This is a genomic window from Mesorhizobium sp. WSM1343 (assembly GCF_055901535.1).
The window spans coordinates 4,956,392-4,972,198 of the sequence record NZ_CM148370.1 but is presented as its reverse complement, the minus strand read 5'-3'; the positions used below and the strand labels follow the sequence as shown (position 1 = coordinate 4,972,198).

13 protein-coding genes are annotated in these 15,807 nt (G+C 62.6%); 11 read left to right on the top strand and 2 right to left on the bottom strand.

Features of this window, described 5'->3' with window-relative positions; all coding sequences use genetic code 11:
• Window positions 1-3 precede the first annotated feature (3 nt).
• The 10 genes from AC0NIL_RS24450 to AC0NIL_RS24405 all read left to right on the top strand — a co-directional run bounded on the left by AC0NIL_RS24450 (window position 4) and on the right by AC0NIL_RS24405 (window position 11,669).
• Window positions 4-921, top strand: a complete 918-nt coding sequence (locus AC0NIL_RS24450) for an aminoglycoside phosphotransferase family protein (protein ID WP_473574112.1) — start codon at window positions 4-6, stop codon at window positions 919-921.
• A gap of 696 nt (window positions 922-1,617) precedes the next feature.
• A complete protein-coding gene (locus AC0NIL_RS24445) occupies window positions 1,618-2,763 on the top strand; it encodes a porin (RefSeq protein WP_473574113.1) in 1,146 nt (381 codons plus the stop codon).
• 132 nt (window positions 2,764-2,895) lie between these two features.
• Window positions 2,896-3,672, top strand: coding sequence for a DNA repair protein RecO (gene recO, locus AC0NIL_RS24440; RefSeq protein WP_473574114.1), 777 nt, complete (start codon window positions 2,896-2,898; stop codon window positions 3,670-3,672).
• The gene (locus tag AC0NIL_RS24435; RefSeq protein WP_013532579.1) at window positions 3,669-4,187 is read left to right on the top strand and encodes a PaaI family thioesterase; all 519 of its coding nucleotides are present in this window, start codon (window positions 3,669-3,671) and stop codon (window positions 4,185-4,187) included. The genes recO and AC0NIL_RS24435 overlap by 4 nt, the downstream gene beginning before the upstream one ends.
• 82 nt (window positions 4,188-4,269) lie before the next feature.
• Window positions 4,270-7,020, top strand: a complete 2,751-nt coding sequence (locus AC0NIL_RS24430) for a DUF2339 domain-containing protein (RefSeq protein ID WP_473574115.1) — start codon at window positions 4,270-4,272, stop codon at window positions 7,018-7,020.
• A 174-nt stretch (window positions 7,021-7,194) separates the two neighbouring features.
• On the top strand, window positions 7,195-7,713 hold the full coding sequence (locus AC0NIL_RS24425; protein ID WP_013532577.1) for an RNA polymerase sigma factor: 519 nt from the start codon (window positions 7,195-7,197) through the stop codon (window positions 7,711-7,713).
• Entirely contained in the window at window positions 7,710-8,501 is a 792-nt protein-coding gene (locus AC0NIL_RS24420) for an anti-sigma factor family protein (RefSeq protein ID WP_473574116.1), read from the top strand. The genes AC0NIL_RS24425 and AC0NIL_RS24420 overlap by 4 nt, the downstream gene beginning before the upstream one ends.
• Before the next feature lie 310 nt (window positions 8,502-8,811).
• The gene (locus tag AC0NIL_RS24415; protein WP_127257394.1) at window positions 8,812-9,915 is read left to right on the top strand and encodes a peptidase C39 family protein; all 1,104 of its coding nucleotides are present in this window, start codon (window positions 8,812-8,814) and stop codon (window positions 9,913-9,915) included.
• Complete coding sequence (locus tag AC0NIL_RS24410; RefSeq protein WP_473574117.1) at window positions 9,915-11,378, top strand: RimK family protein; 1,464 nt, start codon at window positions 9,915-9,917, stop codon at window positions 11,376-11,378. The genes AC0NIL_RS24415 and AC0NIL_RS24410 overlap by 1 nt, the downstream gene beginning before the upstream one ends.
• A gap of 30 nt (window positions 11,379-11,408) precedes the next feature.
• Entirely contained in the window at window positions 11,409-11,669 is a 261-nt protein-coding gene (locus tag AC0NIL_RS24405; protein WP_473574118.1) for a DUF3303 domain-containing protein, read from the top strand.
• 18 nt (window positions 11,670-11,687) lie between these two features.
• Here the strand turns inward: AC0NIL_RS24405 and AC0NIL_RS24400 are convergent, their stop codons facing one another.
• A complete protein-coding gene (locus AC0NIL_RS24400; protein ID WP_473574119.1) occupies window positions 11,688-12,599 on the bottom strand; it encodes a LysR substrate-binding domain-containing protein in 912 nt (303 codons plus the stop codon).
• 112 nt (window positions 12,600-12,711) lie between these two features.
• Here AC0NIL_RS24400 and AC0NIL_RS24395 point away from each other — a divergent pair, with 112 nt between their 5' ends.
• Window positions 12,712-13,602 (top strand): fatty acid desaturase family protein, encoded by an 891-nt coding sequence (locus AC0NIL_RS24395; protein WP_473574120.1) that lies wholly within the window; start codon window positions 12,712-12,714, stop codon window positions 13,600-13,602.
• A gap of 11 nt (window positions 13,603-13,613) precedes the next feature.
• Here the strand turns inward: AC0NIL_RS24395 and AC0NIL_RS24390 are convergent, their stop codons facing one another.
• Window positions 13,614-15,755: a putative bifunctional diguanylate cyclase/phosphodiesterase gene (locus AC0NIL_RS24390; protein WP_473574121.1), complete on the bottom strand. Its 2,142-nt coding sequence runs from the start codon at window positions 15,753-15,755 to the stop codon at window positions 13,614-13,616.
• Between the last annotated feature and the right edge of the window lie 52 nt (window positions 15,756-15,807).

The following is a 15,807-nucleotide window of genomic DNA, read 5'->3' as shown; positions in this document are numbered from 1 at the left end:
TCGATGGTCAGCAAGCCGAACATCGACATAACGCTTGTCAGCCGATTGATCGCCACGCAATTTCCCAAGTGGAAGGATCTTCCGGTCAGGCCGGTTGCATCAGGCGGATGGGACAACAGGACCTTTCATCTGGGCGGCGAGATGACCGTGCGACTGCCAAGCGCCGCGGCCTATTCCCTGCAGGTGGAAAAGGAGCATCGCTGGCTGCCGAGGCTCGCACCTCTGCTGCCGCTGCCGATCCCGGTGCCGCTGGCGATGGGAGTTCCGGCCGAAAGCTATCCCTGGCACTGGTCCGTCTACCGCTGGATCGAAGGCGAGACGGCAGAGCGCGAGCGGATTGCCAGCCTGCCGCAATTTGCGACCGACCTGGCCGCGTTCCTGGTCGCCCTTCAGCGTATCGATGCCACCGGTGGACCGGCGCCGGGACAGCACAATTTCTTTCGCGGTGGAGCACTCAGCGTCTACGATGGCGAGGCCCGGCAAGCGATTGCCGCCCTCGAAGACAAGATCGACACGGCCGCAGCCAGTGCGGTGTGGGAGGCAGCACTTGCCGCACAATGGCACGGTGCGCCGGTCTGGTTCCACGGTGACGTCAGCTGGGGAAACCTGTTGGTCAGGCAAGGCCGATTGAGCGCGGTGATCGACTTCGGAACCTCCGGCGTCGGCGATCCCGCCTGCGATCTGGCGATTGCGTGGACGCTGTTTGAAGGCAAAAGCCGGGAGGCGTTTCGTGCCGGCCTTCCGGCCGACGGGGCGATGTGGGCGCGCGGTCGTGGCTGGACGCTTTGGAAGGCGCTGATCACGGTCGCTGGACAGATCGACACCAACCCTGTTGAGGTTGAGAAATCCTGTCACGTAATAGATGAAGTCCTTGCCGACCGCGCGCGCGAGCGTGAAGCGCCGAACGATAAGCCGCTCTAGCCAACCAAAACCCAGTCCCGTCGCCAAACATCCGCCGTCGCATGGCGCGACCAGGGACATTCCGACCGACGCCATGCTTCCCGGGAGTGCCAATCCGCCTGATCGAGGCGGACGACCACGTCGCCCGTGTCGCCAAGGTCGACTGAGAGGCGTCACGGAGGAATCGTTTTGAACGTTTGGCTGCTGTCACAATCGGGGACGCCACAGCGCTCCAGGGTTTCGATCGTCTTGGAAGAAGCAGACAGGCTTGGAAGCGTCATCCCGCTTTTCGCCTCGGCATCAGAGTGGGATTGGCGAATGGGCGTCACCTGGCGATAGAGGGGCCGGCAAGATTCAGGTCGATGTCGGCGAAAACCAGGTAGATATTCCACATTGTGCGGTCTTCTTAGAAATATAAAACGTTGTAATTATATTTAGCCGCGAAAGTATCCCGTATATATATTCAATATGTGACGTTGTGCCACTTGTGCCATTCGCCATAACGACAAGTGTTATTTGTGCAACACAGAATTAATCTGTTCACGGAATTGGCATTATTTCGGAAATGGTCATTGAAGGCAGATGATCGATGGGTATGTTCGCCGCTGAAAAGGGCGAGCGGTGTGAGCCTTTTTCGTTGTGGGGGTGAGGCGGGAAAACATTGCCGCCAGCCACAAATCCGAAGCCATTTAAAACTATGACTGGAGAGGTCAGAAAATGAACATCAAGAGCCTCCTTCTCGGCTCAGCCGCGGCCCTGATCGCGGCCAGCGGCGCGCGCGCCGCCGACGCTGTCGTCGTCGCCGAACCGGAACCGGCCGAATACGTCAAGATTTGCGACGTCTACGGCGCCGGCTACTTCTATATTCCGGGCACCGAGACCTGCCTGCGCATCGGCGGTTATCTCCGCTACGATATGGGCGTCGGCGATTCCGGCTCGCTCGATGGCGCCAACAACGTTCCCGATCACATGGACGGCGGAACGAACGACACCTGGTATAAGAACATGCGTTTCACGCTGAGGACTTATACCGGCCAGGAAACCGAGCTCGGCACGCTGAAAACCTTCACCGAAACTCGCTTCCAGTTCGGCAACTCCTCCGGCGACTATACCGACCAGACCCCGGCCAACAACGGCTGGCAGGCCGGCAACAAGACCACCACCCTCAATTTCGCCTGGATCCAGCTCGGTGGCCTGCGCGTCGGTAAGGATGAAACGGTATACGACCAGTTCATCGGTTATGCCGGCAATGTCATCCAGGACACGCTCATCCCGTATGGTGTCAAGGATACCAATCTCATCAGCTATTACTTCGACGCTGGCAGCGGCTTCACGGGCGTGGTCTCGCTTGAGGAAGGCACCGCCGTCAACACCATCGACAGCTATGTTCCGCATGTCGTCGGCGGCTTGAAGTACAAGGGCGACTGGGGTGCGATCACTGGCGTCGTGGCCTATGACAGCAACTATGAGGAAGTGGCCGGCAAGGTCCGTTTGGACGTCAACGTCAGCAAGGAACTGACGCTGTTCGTCATGGGCGGCTACGGCACCAACGACAACATCAACGACTTCGGCACAGGCCGTACCCAATACAAGCCGTGGGGCGGTAACTGGGCAGTCTGGGGTGGCGGCACCTACAAGTTCAACGAGAAGACCTCGTTCAACGCCCAGATTTCCTATGACGACTGGAAGAACCTCGGCGTCGCTGCCAACGTTGCCTATACCATTGTGCCCGGCTTTACGGTCACGACTGAAGTCGATTACCTCAATGCAGGAAAATTCGACGACTTCGACTTCAACAACTGGACCAAGGCCGACAAGAAGAGCAGCGTCGGCGGCATCGTCCGCTTCCAGCGCAATTTCTAGCAGATCGACTGACCTCACCAGCCCGCCCGCAGCACATCGCTGCGGGCGGTTTTTTATGCATTGGTGTGAGAGTTACCCAGGAGCCAAGCCCATACCTTGATTTCGCCACCCGATCGGTGAAAAGCTCCTGAAATGGAATGGCGCGACGAGGGAATCATTCTCGGCACCCGCAAGCATGGCGAAACCAGCGCCATTCTCGAGGTGATGACGCGCGCGCATGGCCGGCATCTTGGCCTTGTTCGCGGCGGCCGTTCGCGCAAGCAGCAGCCCGTGCTCCAGCCCGGCAACCGTGTCGACCTGCTGTGGCGTGCGCGCCTTGATGAACATCTCGGCACGTTCCAGGCCGAGGCGATCGAGATGAACGCGGCCCGGTTGATGGACAGCCCCGTCGCCGTCTACGGCTTGCAGACCATGGCCGCGCATCTGCGCCTGCTGCCCGAGCGCGATGCGCATGAAGGTCTCTACGAAACGCTTGCCGTAATGATCGTCCATCTCGACGATGCCGATGTTGCCGGCGAACTGGTGGCGCGCTTCGAGCTTCTGGTGCTGGACGAACTCGGCTTCGGCCTCGATCTCAGCCAATGCGCCGCCACCGGCACGCGACAGGACCTGGCCTATGTTTCGCCGAAGTCGGGACGCGCGGTATCGCGCGAAGCCGGTTTGCCGTGGCGCGACAAGATGCTGGCTCTGCCGGCCTTCCTGCAGCGCGGCTCCGGCCTGCGCGCCGATCCGGCTGATGTCGACGACGCCTTCCGCCTGACCGGCTTCTTTTTCACCCGCCACGTCTATGAGCCGCGCGGCATCGAGCCGCCGGACGCTCGTACCGGCTTCCTCGCCGCCTTGCGCAAACATCACGCGCGCGGCAGGGCCATAGCTGGCGGGGCCCCAGCCAGAGAAATCATCACATGAGCGAGGTCGAACTTTATCCTGGCCGGGTCTCACCGCTCGGCCTCGGCACCATTCCGCATGCCGACATCCTGAAATACACCGGTTTGGAATTGCTGCAGCGCATCGTCGACGGTAAGTATCCGGCGCCGCCGATTTCCTTTCAACTGAATTTCACGCTCACCGAAGTCTCGGAAGGGCGTGCTGTCTTTCGTGGCATGCCGAGCGAGCGCCATCTCAATCCGCTGGGCAGCGTGCATGGCGGCTGGGCGGCGACGCTGCTCGATTCGGCACTGGCCTGCGCCGTGCAGACGCTGCTCGAAAAGGGCGAGGCCTATACCACGGCGGAGTTCAAGGTGAATTTGACGCGGCCCATCACGCCGAAGACCGGCGAGGTGGTGTGCGAGGGCAGGGTTGTTCACAAGGGCCGCACGTTGGCGGTGTCGGAAGCGACGCTGAAGGATGGTGGCGGCAAGCTGCTGGCTTTCGGCACCGAAACATGCTCGATCTTTCCGGCCGCCAATCTGGCGGCGCGCTGAGTTTTCTGGCCGTTTGGCCGCCGCATTTGCATGTCAGTACGACGGATGTCAGTGAAAACTGGCCTGGTTTGGGGGAACCGCCATGTTTGAAAGCCTGATCGGCCTTGTCGCCATCATCGCCCTGTTCGTCATCATTTCGCGCCAGCAGAGCCGCATCGGCCTTGTCGAGCGCGAGCTTGGCGCGCTGCGCAGCCTTGTGCTTTCGGGAGCCGTGCCGCCGGCGGCCAAGCCGTCCGAACAGGCGGTGGCCGACAACGCACCCGCCGATGTGATTCCAGCCGTTGCGGCAGCGGCCGACATTCCCTCTCCAGCGACAAGCGAGCCGGTCGCCGCACCGGCGCCAGCCACGGAAACGGAAGACTCGACCGGCGAGATCGTCTCCAGGCCGTGGACCGCTCCAGAACCGGCACCGAAGGCGGTGGAACCCGCGGAGCTTCCCGGAGCGGCGAAAGCTGCCCGCCAATCCGACGTCGAAACCGCGCTCGGTACCCGCTGGGCGGTCTGGGTTGGCGGCATCGCGCTGGCGCTGGGCGGCCTGTTCCTGATCCGCTACACCATCGAAGCCGGCATTTTCGGCCCCGGCGTGCGGTTGGCCATGGCCGGCGTGCTCGGCCTTGTGCTGGTCGCCGGCGGCGAATTCATCCGTCGCACCGGCTTCAAGGTGCCGGTGCAAGGGGCCGCCGGCGCTTATATTCCAGCGATCCTGACGGCAGCCGGTGCCTTCATCCTGTTCGGCACCGTCTATGCCGCGCATGGCATCTACGGCTTCATCGGCCCGGCACTCGCCTTCACGCTGCTCGGCGTCATCGGCGTGGCGACGATCGCGGCAGCCCTTGTCCATGGCCAGACGCTGGCCGGCATCGGCCTTGTCGGCGCCATGGTGACGCCAGTGCTGGTCGCCTCGCAGGCACCCAGTCCCTGGGCGCTGTTCGGCTATCTCGCGATCGTGCTCGCAGCGACCGGGGTCATCGCCCGCATGCGCGACTGGAAATTACTGATGGCGGCCGCCTTTTTCGGCACCGGTGTCTGGACCATCCTCTATATGACCGATGCGCCGGGGGCGAACCTCTCTGCCATCCTGTTCATCGACGCCGTCACGCTGGCCGTGCTCGCCCTTGTCTGGCTCGCTCGCCGTGACGACGAAACCGGACCAGCCAGGGCTTTCGACTGGCCGTCCATCGTGCCCGGCCTGTTCGTCGCATTCTCGGCGCTGGGCCTGTCGGTCGACCCGGCCTTCGCTGCCGCCGGCTACGCCTTGCCGGGCGCCGTGGTGATCGCCGCGATGGTGGTCGTCGCGCTTTATCGTCCGCTGGCGCTGCCGCTCCTCTATGCCGCGGGACTGGTCACGGTGCTGATCTATCTCGGCATCATCCCGCCAACCTCGATCGCTTCCGATTTTTCGGGCGGCGCCCTGGGCGGTGATGAACTGCCTGTGGCCACGTCCAATGCGCTGACCTTGCGCATCGGCATCGCACTCGGCCTGGTCTTCATCGGCGCCGGCTTCTGGGCGGCGCGCAGGTTTGCCGCCGGGATGCAAATCCGCGCGGCCTCATGGGCAGCGTGGGGCGTCATCGTTCCGCTGGTCGTCCTGCTGGCGCTCTGGTTCACTTTCGGCAATCTCGACCGTGACCTTGTCTACGCTGTCGCAGCGGCACTGCTGGTCGTCGTTTTCGCTGCCGGCGGCGAGTGGATCGCGCGGGCCGAGGAGCCGCCGCTCAAGGGGGGTGTCCCGGTGTCGTTTGCCCTGGGCGGCGCGGCCATCGCCGGGCTCCTGCTCATGCATATGGCTTTCGATTCCGGCTGGACCACCATCCTGCTCGGTGCGGCGGCCGTCGTGCCGGCGCTGGCCACGCGCTGGCGCTCCTATCCGGTGCTCGGCTGGATTTCGGTCGGTGCGGTGATCGCGGTGCTTGGCCGCGTCGCCTTCGACCCGACCATTGTCGGCGCCGGGTTCCTGTCGACGACCCCGGTGTTCAACTGGCTGTTACCGGGCTACGGCGTGCCGGCACTGGCCTTCGGCTTCGCCGCCTGGCAGCTTGCGCGCACCACGAATGGCCGGCCGCGCCTTGCCATGGAGGCGGCAGCGGCACTGTTTGCGCTGCTCACGCTCGCCATGCTGGTGCGCCACGCCATGCATGGCGGCGTCATCGACACGGGTGCCATGACGCTCGCCGAACAGTCGATCTACACCCTGATCGCCATCGGTGCCGGCGCAATCCTGGTCGCTATCGACATGCGCTCGCCAAGCTCGGTGCTGCGCTATGGTTCGATGGCCGTCGGCGTAATCTCCGTCGGCTTCATCGTCATCCGGCACTTCGTGGTGCTGAACCCGCTTTTCACAGACGAATCGACCGGCCGCATCCCGATGTTCAACCTGTTGTTCCTCGCCTATCTCCTGCCGGCGGTCGCCGCCGGGGGACTGGCGCTCTACGCCAGGGACAAGCGGCCAAAATGGTATGCGCAGATGCTGGCCGTGGTGGCTGCCGCACTTGCCTTCGCCTATGCCACGCTGTCGGTAAGGCGCCTGTTCAAGGGCGAGTTCATCGGCTTGTGGAGCGGCCTCGGCCAACTGGAAACCTATACCTATTCGGCGCTTTGGCTGGTGATTGGCGTTGCGCTGCTCACAGCCGGCGTCTGGCTGAAATCGCAGGTGCTGCGCATCGCTTCGGCCGCGCTGATCGCGATCGCCGTGCTGAAAGTCTTCATCTTCGACATGTCGGAGTTGGAAGGCGTACTCCGGGCGCTATCCTTCATCGGCCTCGGCGCGGTTCTGATCGGTATCGGCCTGTTCTATCAGCGGCTTTTGACACGGGCGGCGAAGGAAAACGGATAAAGGCAAGCAAGAACAATAAGATTTCACCCCGGCCGGGAATAAATCGGCCAATGGGCTCGTTATCTCATTGCTTGGGTGACCGGGGTGGGAGACCGCTTCGCGCTGGCCGCTTGCGCCGCGCCCGGAAGGCGCGTTCAATCGGTATCAACAAGGGCGACCCCGAAACCAGCGGTCATGGACGAGAAGAAGGCAGCAATCCTTGGCGAAATACCGCGCCTGCGCCGTTACGCACGCTCGCTTTTGCGCGACCGCGACGCTGCCGACGACCTTGTCCAGGATTGCCTCGAGCGGGCGCTTGTGCGGCTCGACAATTGGCAGACAGGAGAAAGCCCCCGGAGGTGGCTGTTTACGATCATGCATCATTTGTTCATCGATCAGATGCGCAAGGTGAACCGTCGCGGCGAGGCGGCGATGCTGCCGCTGGAGGCGGGCGAGGCCGTTGCCCAGCCGGCTGAGCAGGTGGAGAGCATTGCCTCGCGCGAGATCATCGACGCATTGCAGGCGATCAGCCCCGACCGTCGCGCGGCCCTTGTCATGGTTGCCATCGAAGGTTTTTCCTATGCCGAAGCCGCCAACATTCTGGGCGTGCCTGCCGGCACGCTGATGTCGCGCATTGCGCGCGGGCGTGAGGAATTGCGCGGGTTGCTGGACGACACGGCGCGCCGCCGCGCGATAAGGATCGTCGAGAAATGATCCGCCGCGACTTTTCCGAACGTGACATCCACATGGCGCTCGATGGCGAGCTGCCCAGCGATGAGCGCTCGGCCTACGATGCCTGGCTCGACTCCAATCCCGAGATGAAGGCCAAGAGCGCCCGCTTCACCGCCGACCGGGCGGCGCTGCAGGTCGCCTTCGCCGGCGTGCTGGACGAAGCCGTGCCTGCGCGGTTGCGCAAGGTCGTGCTTGGCGAGGTGCCGGTCAAGGCATCTGTGCCACGCTCACGCTGGTGGCTTGCCGCTGCTGCCGCCGTGCTTCTGGTCACCGGCGGACTTGGTGGCTACTTTGCCGGCATCGACGGCATCGGCCAGGAGGACCCGGCGGAAGATCGGCTGGCCGAGCAGGCGATCGCGGCCCATGTCATCTATGCCGCCGAAAAGCGGCATGCCGTCGAGGTGCCGGCCAGCGACAAGGACCATCTGCAGACCTGGCTGTCCAACCGGGTAGGGCTGAAGCTGGTGGCGCCGGACCTGACCGCCGACGGATTCCAGCTGGTCGGCGGCCGGCTGTTGCCGGCAGGCGAGAGCAAGGCCGCCATGCTGCTTTACGAGGACGGCAATGGGCAGCGTATCTCGCTGTTCGTCACCACGGAATCGACGGAGAATGCCAAGGGCACCTACGCCGCCGCGCAAGACGGACCCGAGGCCGTCTACTGGCTGGACAAGGGCTATGGCTGTGCGGTGGTCGGCTCCTTGCCGCGCGAGCGGTTGGCCGAGGTCGCGAGGAGCGCCTACACGCAACTTGTAAACGGGCTGGCAAGCTGAACGGCATCGCTTTTGCCGGTGCCATCGATCCGCGAATGCCGATCCGGCCGAAGGACCTTTCACACCCGCCGGCCCGGCGTCGGATTTGTCACAATTCGGCCCTAATCGAGGTGCGATAGCGCTTGATGAATGCCGTCGCATCGCCCCGGAAATCGGAAACGGTTTTTGGAAACACGAGGCGAAGATTCAAGGTGGTGGAGCGGACTTCGTGCGCCCAGGTGGACGCCGGTTTTCCCAACGCCCTGGTTGGCGTCAAGGACGTGTTCGAGTAGGGCCATTTCCACCACCAATCGAGGTCTTCTGAAGCCGCATGCCTGCCGAGATCCGCACGGCCCGCGCGTCTGACGTCGATGATCTCGCCGCCATCGAGAAGGCTGTTTTCTCAAGCGACCGTATTTCCCGCCGCTCCTTCCGACTGTTCATCGAGCGTGAAACCGCCGAGACGCTGGTCGCCGAAGTCGACGGCCGCGTGGCCGGCTATGCGATCGTGCTGTTTCGCAAGGGCAGCGGCGTGGCGCGCCTCTACTCGATTGCGACCAGTCCGTTTTTCGGCGGGCTGGGTGTCGGCCGCATGCTACTCGGATCCGCCGAAGATGCCGCCTTCGAGCACGACCGCATGATGCTGCGTCTCGAAGTTCGCGAGGACAACAGCCGCGCGATCCGCATCTACGAACGGGCCGGTTATCGCAAGATCGGCCGCGAGCCCGGCTACTATGAGGATGGCGAAACGGCACTTCGCTACGAAAAGACCTTGCGTGGCGACATTCCGATCGCCACCAAGGTGCCGTTCTACCCGCAGACCTGCGAATTCACCTGCGGCCCGTGCTGCCTGATGATGGCGATGGCCAATTTCGATCGCGGCTTCGTGCCGGATCCGGTCATGGAAATCCGCCTGTGGCGTGAAGCGACGACCGTCTTCATGATGTCGGGTCCCGGTGGATGCGAACCGTTCGGCCTCGCTGTCTCGGGCTACGAAAGCGGGCTCGCGGTGGAGATCTACGTTTCCTTCTATGGCGCGCTGTTCCTGCAATCGGTGCGCAGTGAGGACAAGCGCAGGGTGATGGAACTGGCCCAGGTCGACTTTCGCCGACGCGCGGAACTTTACGGCATCCCGGTGAATTACCGTGCATTCACAATCGACGATATCCGCGCTGCGATCGCTGGAGGAAAGCTGGTGCTGGTGCTGATCAGCGGCTTCCTGATGTTCGGCAAGAAGGTGCCGCACTGGGTGCTGGCGATCGGCGATGACGGCGACCATATCCTGATCCACGACCCTTGGGTCGAGGATGAAAGGCAGGAGACCATCCTTGATGCAGCCAACATTCCCGTGCCTTACGGCATCTTCATGAACATGGCGCAGTTCGGTCGCGATGGACTGCGTGCCGCCATCACTCTGGGAAAGCGTGACAGATAATGACCTGGGTCATCCTTACCGGCAGGCAGAGCGATCTCGACCAGGTGGCGACACCGCACAAGATCATCACCAATCGCGACTATCTCGCGCATCCCTCATTGTTTCGCGGCCAGCGGCCGAAGGTCATCAACCTGTCGAACAATTACGCCTACCAGAGCCGCGGCTACTATGCCTCGCTGCTGGCAAGCTCGCGCGGTCACAAGGTGATACCGACCGTCGAGACGATGATCGACCTGTCGGAACGCAAGCTCTATGAGCACGCGCTGCCGGAACTGGAACTGGCGCTCAACAAATGCCGCAAGGATCTTGGCGGCGCCTTTCCGCAAAAGGTCTGCATCTTCTTCGGCATCGGGCCGTCGAAAATCTGGGACCGTTTCGCCAAGCTGTTGTTCGACTGGTTCCGCGCACCGGCGCTCGAAGTCCATATCAAGGACAGCGCCGAATGGGCCTCGATCCGCAAGATCGGTTTCCATCCGCTGGCGCGCATGACCGAGGACGAGGAAAAAAGCTTCATCCAGTGCATGGAGACCTACACCAACCGGGAATGGCGCGACACCAAGGGCCGCACGCCGGCGCGCTACACCTTCGCCACGCTGGTCGACCCGCATGAGGAACTGCCGCCTTCGCAGATCTCGTCGCTGCGCCATTGGGCCAAGATCGCCGAGAAGATGGGCGTCGAAATCGAGCCGATCACCAAGCGGGACCTGGCCAAGCTCGCCAATTACGACGCGCTGTTCATCCGCGAGACCACCTCGATCTCCAACCACACCTATCGTTTCGCCCGCCGCGCCCAGCAGGAAGGCATGCCGGTCATCGACGATCCGCTGTCGATGATCCGCTGCACCAACAAGGTCTATCTCAACGAGCTGATGGCCTACAACAAGATCCCGGTGCCGCCGACGGTGATGATCGCGGGCACCTCGGATCTCGAACTGGCGGCGCAGACGTTGGGCTTTCCGCTGGTGCTGAAGATCCCGGATTCGTCGTTCTCGCGCGGCGTCAAAAAATGCGCCAATTTCGAGGAACTGAAGACGCTCGCCACCGAATGGCTGGAGGATTCCGACCTTCTGATCGCGCAGAAATTCATTCCGACCGAATATGACTGGCGTGTCGGCGTGCTCGGCGGACAGCCGCTTTTTGCCGTGCATTATCTGATGGCCAAGAAGCACTGGCAGATCGTCAACCACAAGGCCAACGGCAAGCCCGACCAAGGCGGCATCAAGACCTTCACGCTGAAGGAAACGCCGGCGCATGTCGTCGAGACGGCAGTGAAGGCGGCGCGCTGCATCGGCGACGGGCTCTATGGAGTAGACCTCAAGGAGACCAAGGACGGCGTCTTCGTCATCGAGGTGAATGATAATCCCAACCTCGACCATGGCTGGGAGGATTCCGGCGAGAAGGACGAGGTCTGGGTGCGGCTGACGCAGTGGTTTCTGGAGCGGCTGGACCGGCCGGGGCGGTGATTTGATCGGGGGTAGAACATGCAGTTTATCGTGATCGAGGATTTCACAGGCTGTGATCGCAAGGAGATCTACCGCCGCTTTCGCGACCGCGGCCGCCTGAAGCCGGACGAGCTTCTCGTGCGCCACAGCTGGATCGCGGCGGACATGAGCCGCTGCTTCCTGCTGGTGGAGGCCGATGACGTCACGCTGCTGCAGCGTTGGGTCATCGAATGGGCGGATCTGGTGGAATTCGAGATCATTCCCGTGGCGACAAACAAGGACATGGCTGAGGCATTGAGCGGACACCTCTGACCATCGCCGCGTGTCACGTCAACGCAGTGCCGGCGAGCCGACCGCGCGCCGGCATTCGTCGATCAGCCACTGGCGAAACGCCGCCACGACATCGCGCCTGGCGCTGCGCTCCGGGATCGTCAGGCAATAGGGCTGGCGCAGCTCCAGTGCCTGGGCGAGGGGCCTGACAAGCCGGCCGTCTTCCAGCGCCTCGGCACAGTAGATTCCTTGCGCCAGCGCCAAGCCCAATCCCGAAATGGCAAGGTCGAGTGCGGCGCGCGATGAGTTGGCCGAGAGGCCGCGCTGCGCTGCCCGGCCGGGTTCGATGCCGACCGCCTGGAACCAGTTGTGCCAGGACGGAAAGGACGCACCAGTTGGGCCCCAGCCGGTGTGGATGAGCGGCAGGCTGGCGAGGCCTTCGGGTTTGATCGTGCCGGCCAGCCCGGGTGCAGACACGGGATAGACCGCGTCCTGGACGATATCCTCGGTGGGGTGCTCGCGATAATGCGGCCCATAGGAGAGCCTGATGTCGATCAGCTCACGGTCGAACGGCACCGGGTCGTCGTCGCCTCTGAGCGATATGTCGACGGCGCCATGGCTCGAGACAAAACCGGCGAGACGCTGCGAAAGCCAACCCATGGCCATGGATGGCGGCACCGACACCACAAGGCGCGGGCGGAACGCATCGCCGCCCGACTGGCGCGCGACGCTGCCGATCTCCTGGAAGGCCATGGTCAGCCTGGGCAGCATCTCGACGCCGGCCTCGGTGAGGACGGCGCGCCGATTGACGCGATGGAACAGCTTGCGGCCCATCTGCTCCTCGACGGTGCGGATGAGCTGGCTCACGGCGGCGGCCGATACAGAAAGTTCTTCCGCCGCCCCCGCAAAGCTGCCTGTACGGGCCGCAGCCTCGAAAGCCTGAAGTCCTTTGAGAGAGGGAAGTACGGCCATGATCACCGAATAGATAAGTTCAGCTTATCTAAATCGCAGAAATCGTCATTTTTGGAAAGGTTTTTCATGCGCTACAGTGGATTCTATCAAATCCCAGCCTGGATCAAAGCCCGTGGATCATCGCGACGTAATTTCATCGTTGACGCAGGAGGAGCGCAACCGGCTGACCGCCAAGTCTGATGCCGCGGGCCTCGTTCAGCTTGCCGCTCATTGGGGTGCGATCGTGATCCTCGGATCGCTGATCGCCGCCAAAGTGCCGTTCTGGCCGCTGCTGATGCTGCCGCAAGGTCTCCTCATCGTGTTCCTGTTCACGCTGCTGCACGAGACGGTTCATCGCACGGCCTTTGAGGCGCAACGGCTGAACGATCTCGTGGCGCGGGTGTGCAGCCTGGCGATCGCGCTGCCGGCGGACTGGTTCCGCTACTTCCACTTTGCCCACCATCGATACACGCAAGATCCCGACAATGACCCGGAACTGGCGTTCCCCAAGCCGGAGACATGGCGGCAATACCTCGTCCACATATCCGGCATCCCGTTATGGTGGGGCCACATCAAGACGCTTTATGCCAACGCCGCGGATCGTGGTCGCGAAAGCTACGTTCCGCCAAAGGGCTATGACAAGGTGCGCATCGAGGCACGCGCCATGATTGCCTTTTATGCCGTGCTCCTTCTGCTGGCCGTCTATTTCCGGCTCTCGGTGCTTGTCTATGTCTGGATTTTGCCCGCTCTGTTGGGGCAGCCGTTTCTGCGCCTCTATCTCTTGGCCGAGCACGGTCGTTGTCCGTTGGTCGCCAACATGCTGGAGAACACCAGGACCACATTGACCAACTGGCTGGTCCGCAAGCTGGCGTGGAACATGCCGTTCCATGCCGAGCATCATGCCTATCCCGGCGTGCCGTTTCATCAACTGCCGCGGTTTCATGCGCTGATCGAGCGGCATCTCAAGGTGGTCGAGCCCGGCTATGTCAGCTTCCACGAAAAGTACATCGAGACGCTGCATTGACGATGGCCGGCCTAGCCGGTCTGGCTGTGCGGCGCCCGGGATCTCAACAGGCGGTGGATCTCGGCCGCCTGTGACGGCGCGCCGATCAGAAAGCCCTGCGCCTCGGTGCAGCCATTGCTGCGCAGGATGTCGAGTTGCACCTCGGTCTCGACCCCCTCGGCGGTGACAGTGATGCCAAGCTCGGCACCCAGCCCGATGACGGTGCGAACGATCGCCGCGGTGTCGCGATTGCCCAAATCGTGGATGAACGAACGGTCGATCTTGATCTTGTCGACAGGAAAACGCCTGAGGTAGCCGAGCGACGAATAGCCGGTGCCGAAATCGTCCAGCGCGATGCGGATGCCGAGTTCACGCAACTGCCGCAGCGTCCTTAGCACCACCTCGCTTTCATCCATCAGCACGGTTTCGGTGATCTCCAGTTCCAACCGACCGGCTGGCACGCCGGAGAAAGCCAGCGCCGAGATGACGCTGCGGGCGAAGCTGCCGCTTTTAAGTTGCACGGCCGAGACATTGACCGCGACGCGCAGGCCGGCGGGCCACCGTGCCGCCGCCGTGCAGGCTTTCCTCAGCGCCCATTCTCCAAGCGGCACGATCAATCCGGTTTCTTCGGCGACCGGAATGAAGCTGTCCGGCGCCACCATGCCACGTTCTGGGGAATGCCAGCGCATCAAGGCTTCCGCGCCGACGATCTCGCCGGAGGCGATGTTCATGATGGGTTGGAAATCGAGGTCGAATTCCTGGCGCGACAGTGCGGTCCCGAGGTCGACCTCCAACGCACGCCGTGCCTGTACCATTGCGTCCATTCCGGGTTCGAAGAACCGATACAGATTGCGGCCTTCGCTCTTCGCCCGGTAAAGCGCTGTATCGGCGTTCCTCAGCAGCGTGTCGGCATCTCCGCCGTCGTCGGGGAAAACCGCGATGCCCAGGCTGATGCCGATATGCATCTCGCGGCTCTTGTCACGGAACGGTTTTCCGATTGTCTCGACGATGCGCTTCGCGAGTTTTTCAGCACTGGCAATGCCCTTGAAATTGACCTGGATGATGACGAACTCGTCGCCACCGAAGCGGGCAACGACGTCGTTTTCATTATGCAGGCAGCGCTGCAGCCGCTCGGCCACGCTCTTCAGCAGCCAGTCGCCGGCCGGATGTCCCCAGGTGTCGTTGACTGCCTTGAAGCGATCGAGATCGAGCGAGAAGATCGCCAGCGGCGTGGCCGCCGTGTCCTCCAGCGCAAGGTCGAGCCGTTCGCGAAACATCGAGCGGTTGGGCAATCCCGTCAGCGTGTCGTGATGCGCAAGATGGGTCATGCGCTCTTCGGTGCGGCGACGTTCGGTGACGTCGTCGAAGGTCACCACCCAGCCGCCGCCATCCATCGGCCGACGTGTGACCAAAACCGTCCTGCCGTCGGTAAGATGCCGATAGGCCGAATGCATTTTTGCCGCCGCCAGACAGGCTTCGGTCTTGGCGACTTCGCTGTCGACATCGATCTTCGTATAGATGCCGAGTTCCAGCAACCGTTCGAGCGCGTCGCGGTGCGTCGTTCCAAGCGGAAAGTCCGCCGGGGTGACCTTGTAGAGCTCCAGAAAACGCCGGTTGCGCACGATCATCTTGCCGTCGGCGTCATACATCAGCAAGCCTTGCGACATGTTGGCGAGCGCTGCGTCGAAGCGGCGGTGCTGCTCCTTGAGATCCTCTTGCGCGCGGCGCTGCTCGGTGATGTCTTCATAGATCGAAACCCAGCCGCCCAGAGCCAGAGGGCGGTGCGAGATGCTGACGATGCGGCCGTCCGACAGTGTTTCTTCGTAGGTCGAGGGCTTTGCCTGATCGATATAGGGCTTGCGGATGGCGTAGAGTTCGTCGGCGGTTTGCGAGGCGACGCCGATATCGACGCTGTGGCGCAGAATGTCGAGGAACCGGATGCCGGGCCTTATCACCCTGGCGTCGAGGCAAAAGATGTGTAGGTAGTTGCCGTTGCAGATGATCATCCGCTCGTCGGCGTCGAACATGCACAGGCCGTGCGACATGTTCTCGACCGCAGCCGAAAAGCGTTGGTTCTGCTCCCGCAGTTCGTCTTCCATGTGGCGGGAGCGGTCCATGCCTTCGGCCTCCCGTTTCGGGACGGCCGAACCATCCTTGGCATCAGCGACGGGCATGAGCGCGCCTGCGGACCGTGATCGAACAAGCTACTGTGGTCGCCGCTGGTTA

Bases quoted from the DNA above. Each gene is read 5' to 3' on its own strand.
- recO (WP_473574114.1), top strand. From the start codon at position 2,896: ATGGAATGGCGCGACGAGGGAATCATTCTCGGCACCCGCAAGCATGGC.
- AC0NIL_RS24430 (WP_473574115.1), top strand. From the start codon at position 4,270: ATGTTTGAAAGCCTGATCGGCCTTGTCGCCATCATCGCCCTGTTCGTC.
- AC0NIL_RS24390 (WP_473574121.1), bottom strand. From the start codon at position 15,755: ATGCCCGTCGCTGATGCCAAGGATGGTTCGGCCGTCCCGAAACGGGAG.
- AC0NIL_RS24400 (WP_473574119.1), bottom strand. From the start codon at position 12,599: ATGGCCGTACTTCCCTCTCTCAAAGGACTTCAGGCTTTCGAGGCTGCG.
- AC0NIL_RS24450 (WP_473574112.1), top strand. From the start codon at position 4: ATGGTCAGCAAGCCGAACATCGACATAACGCTTGTCAGCCGATTGATC.
- AC0NIL_RS24435 (WP_013532579.1), top strand. From the start codon at position 3,669: ATGAGCGAGGTCGAACTTTATCCTGGCCGGGTCTCACCGCTCGGCCTC.
- AC0NIL_RS24415 (WP_127257394.1), top strand. From the start codon at position 8,812: ATGCCTGCCGAGATCCGCACGGCCCGCGCGTCTGACGTCGATGATCTC.
- AC0NIL_RS24425 (WP_013532577.1), top strand. From the start codon at position 7,195: ATGGACGAGAAGAAGGCAGCAATCCTTGGCGAAATACCGCGCCTGCGC.
- AC0NIL_RS24410 (WP_473574117.1), top strand. From the start codon at position 9,915: ATGACCTGGGTCATCCTTACCGGCAGGCAGAGCGATCTCGACCAGGTG.
- AC0NIL_RS24445 (WP_473574113.1), top strand. From the start codon at position 1,618: ATGAACATCAAGAGCCTCCTTCTCGGCTCAGCCGCGGCCCTGATCGCG.
- AC0NIL_RS24420 (WP_473574116.1), top strand. From the start codon at position 7,710: ATGATCCGCCGCGACTTTTCCGAACGTGACATCCACATGGCGCTCGAT.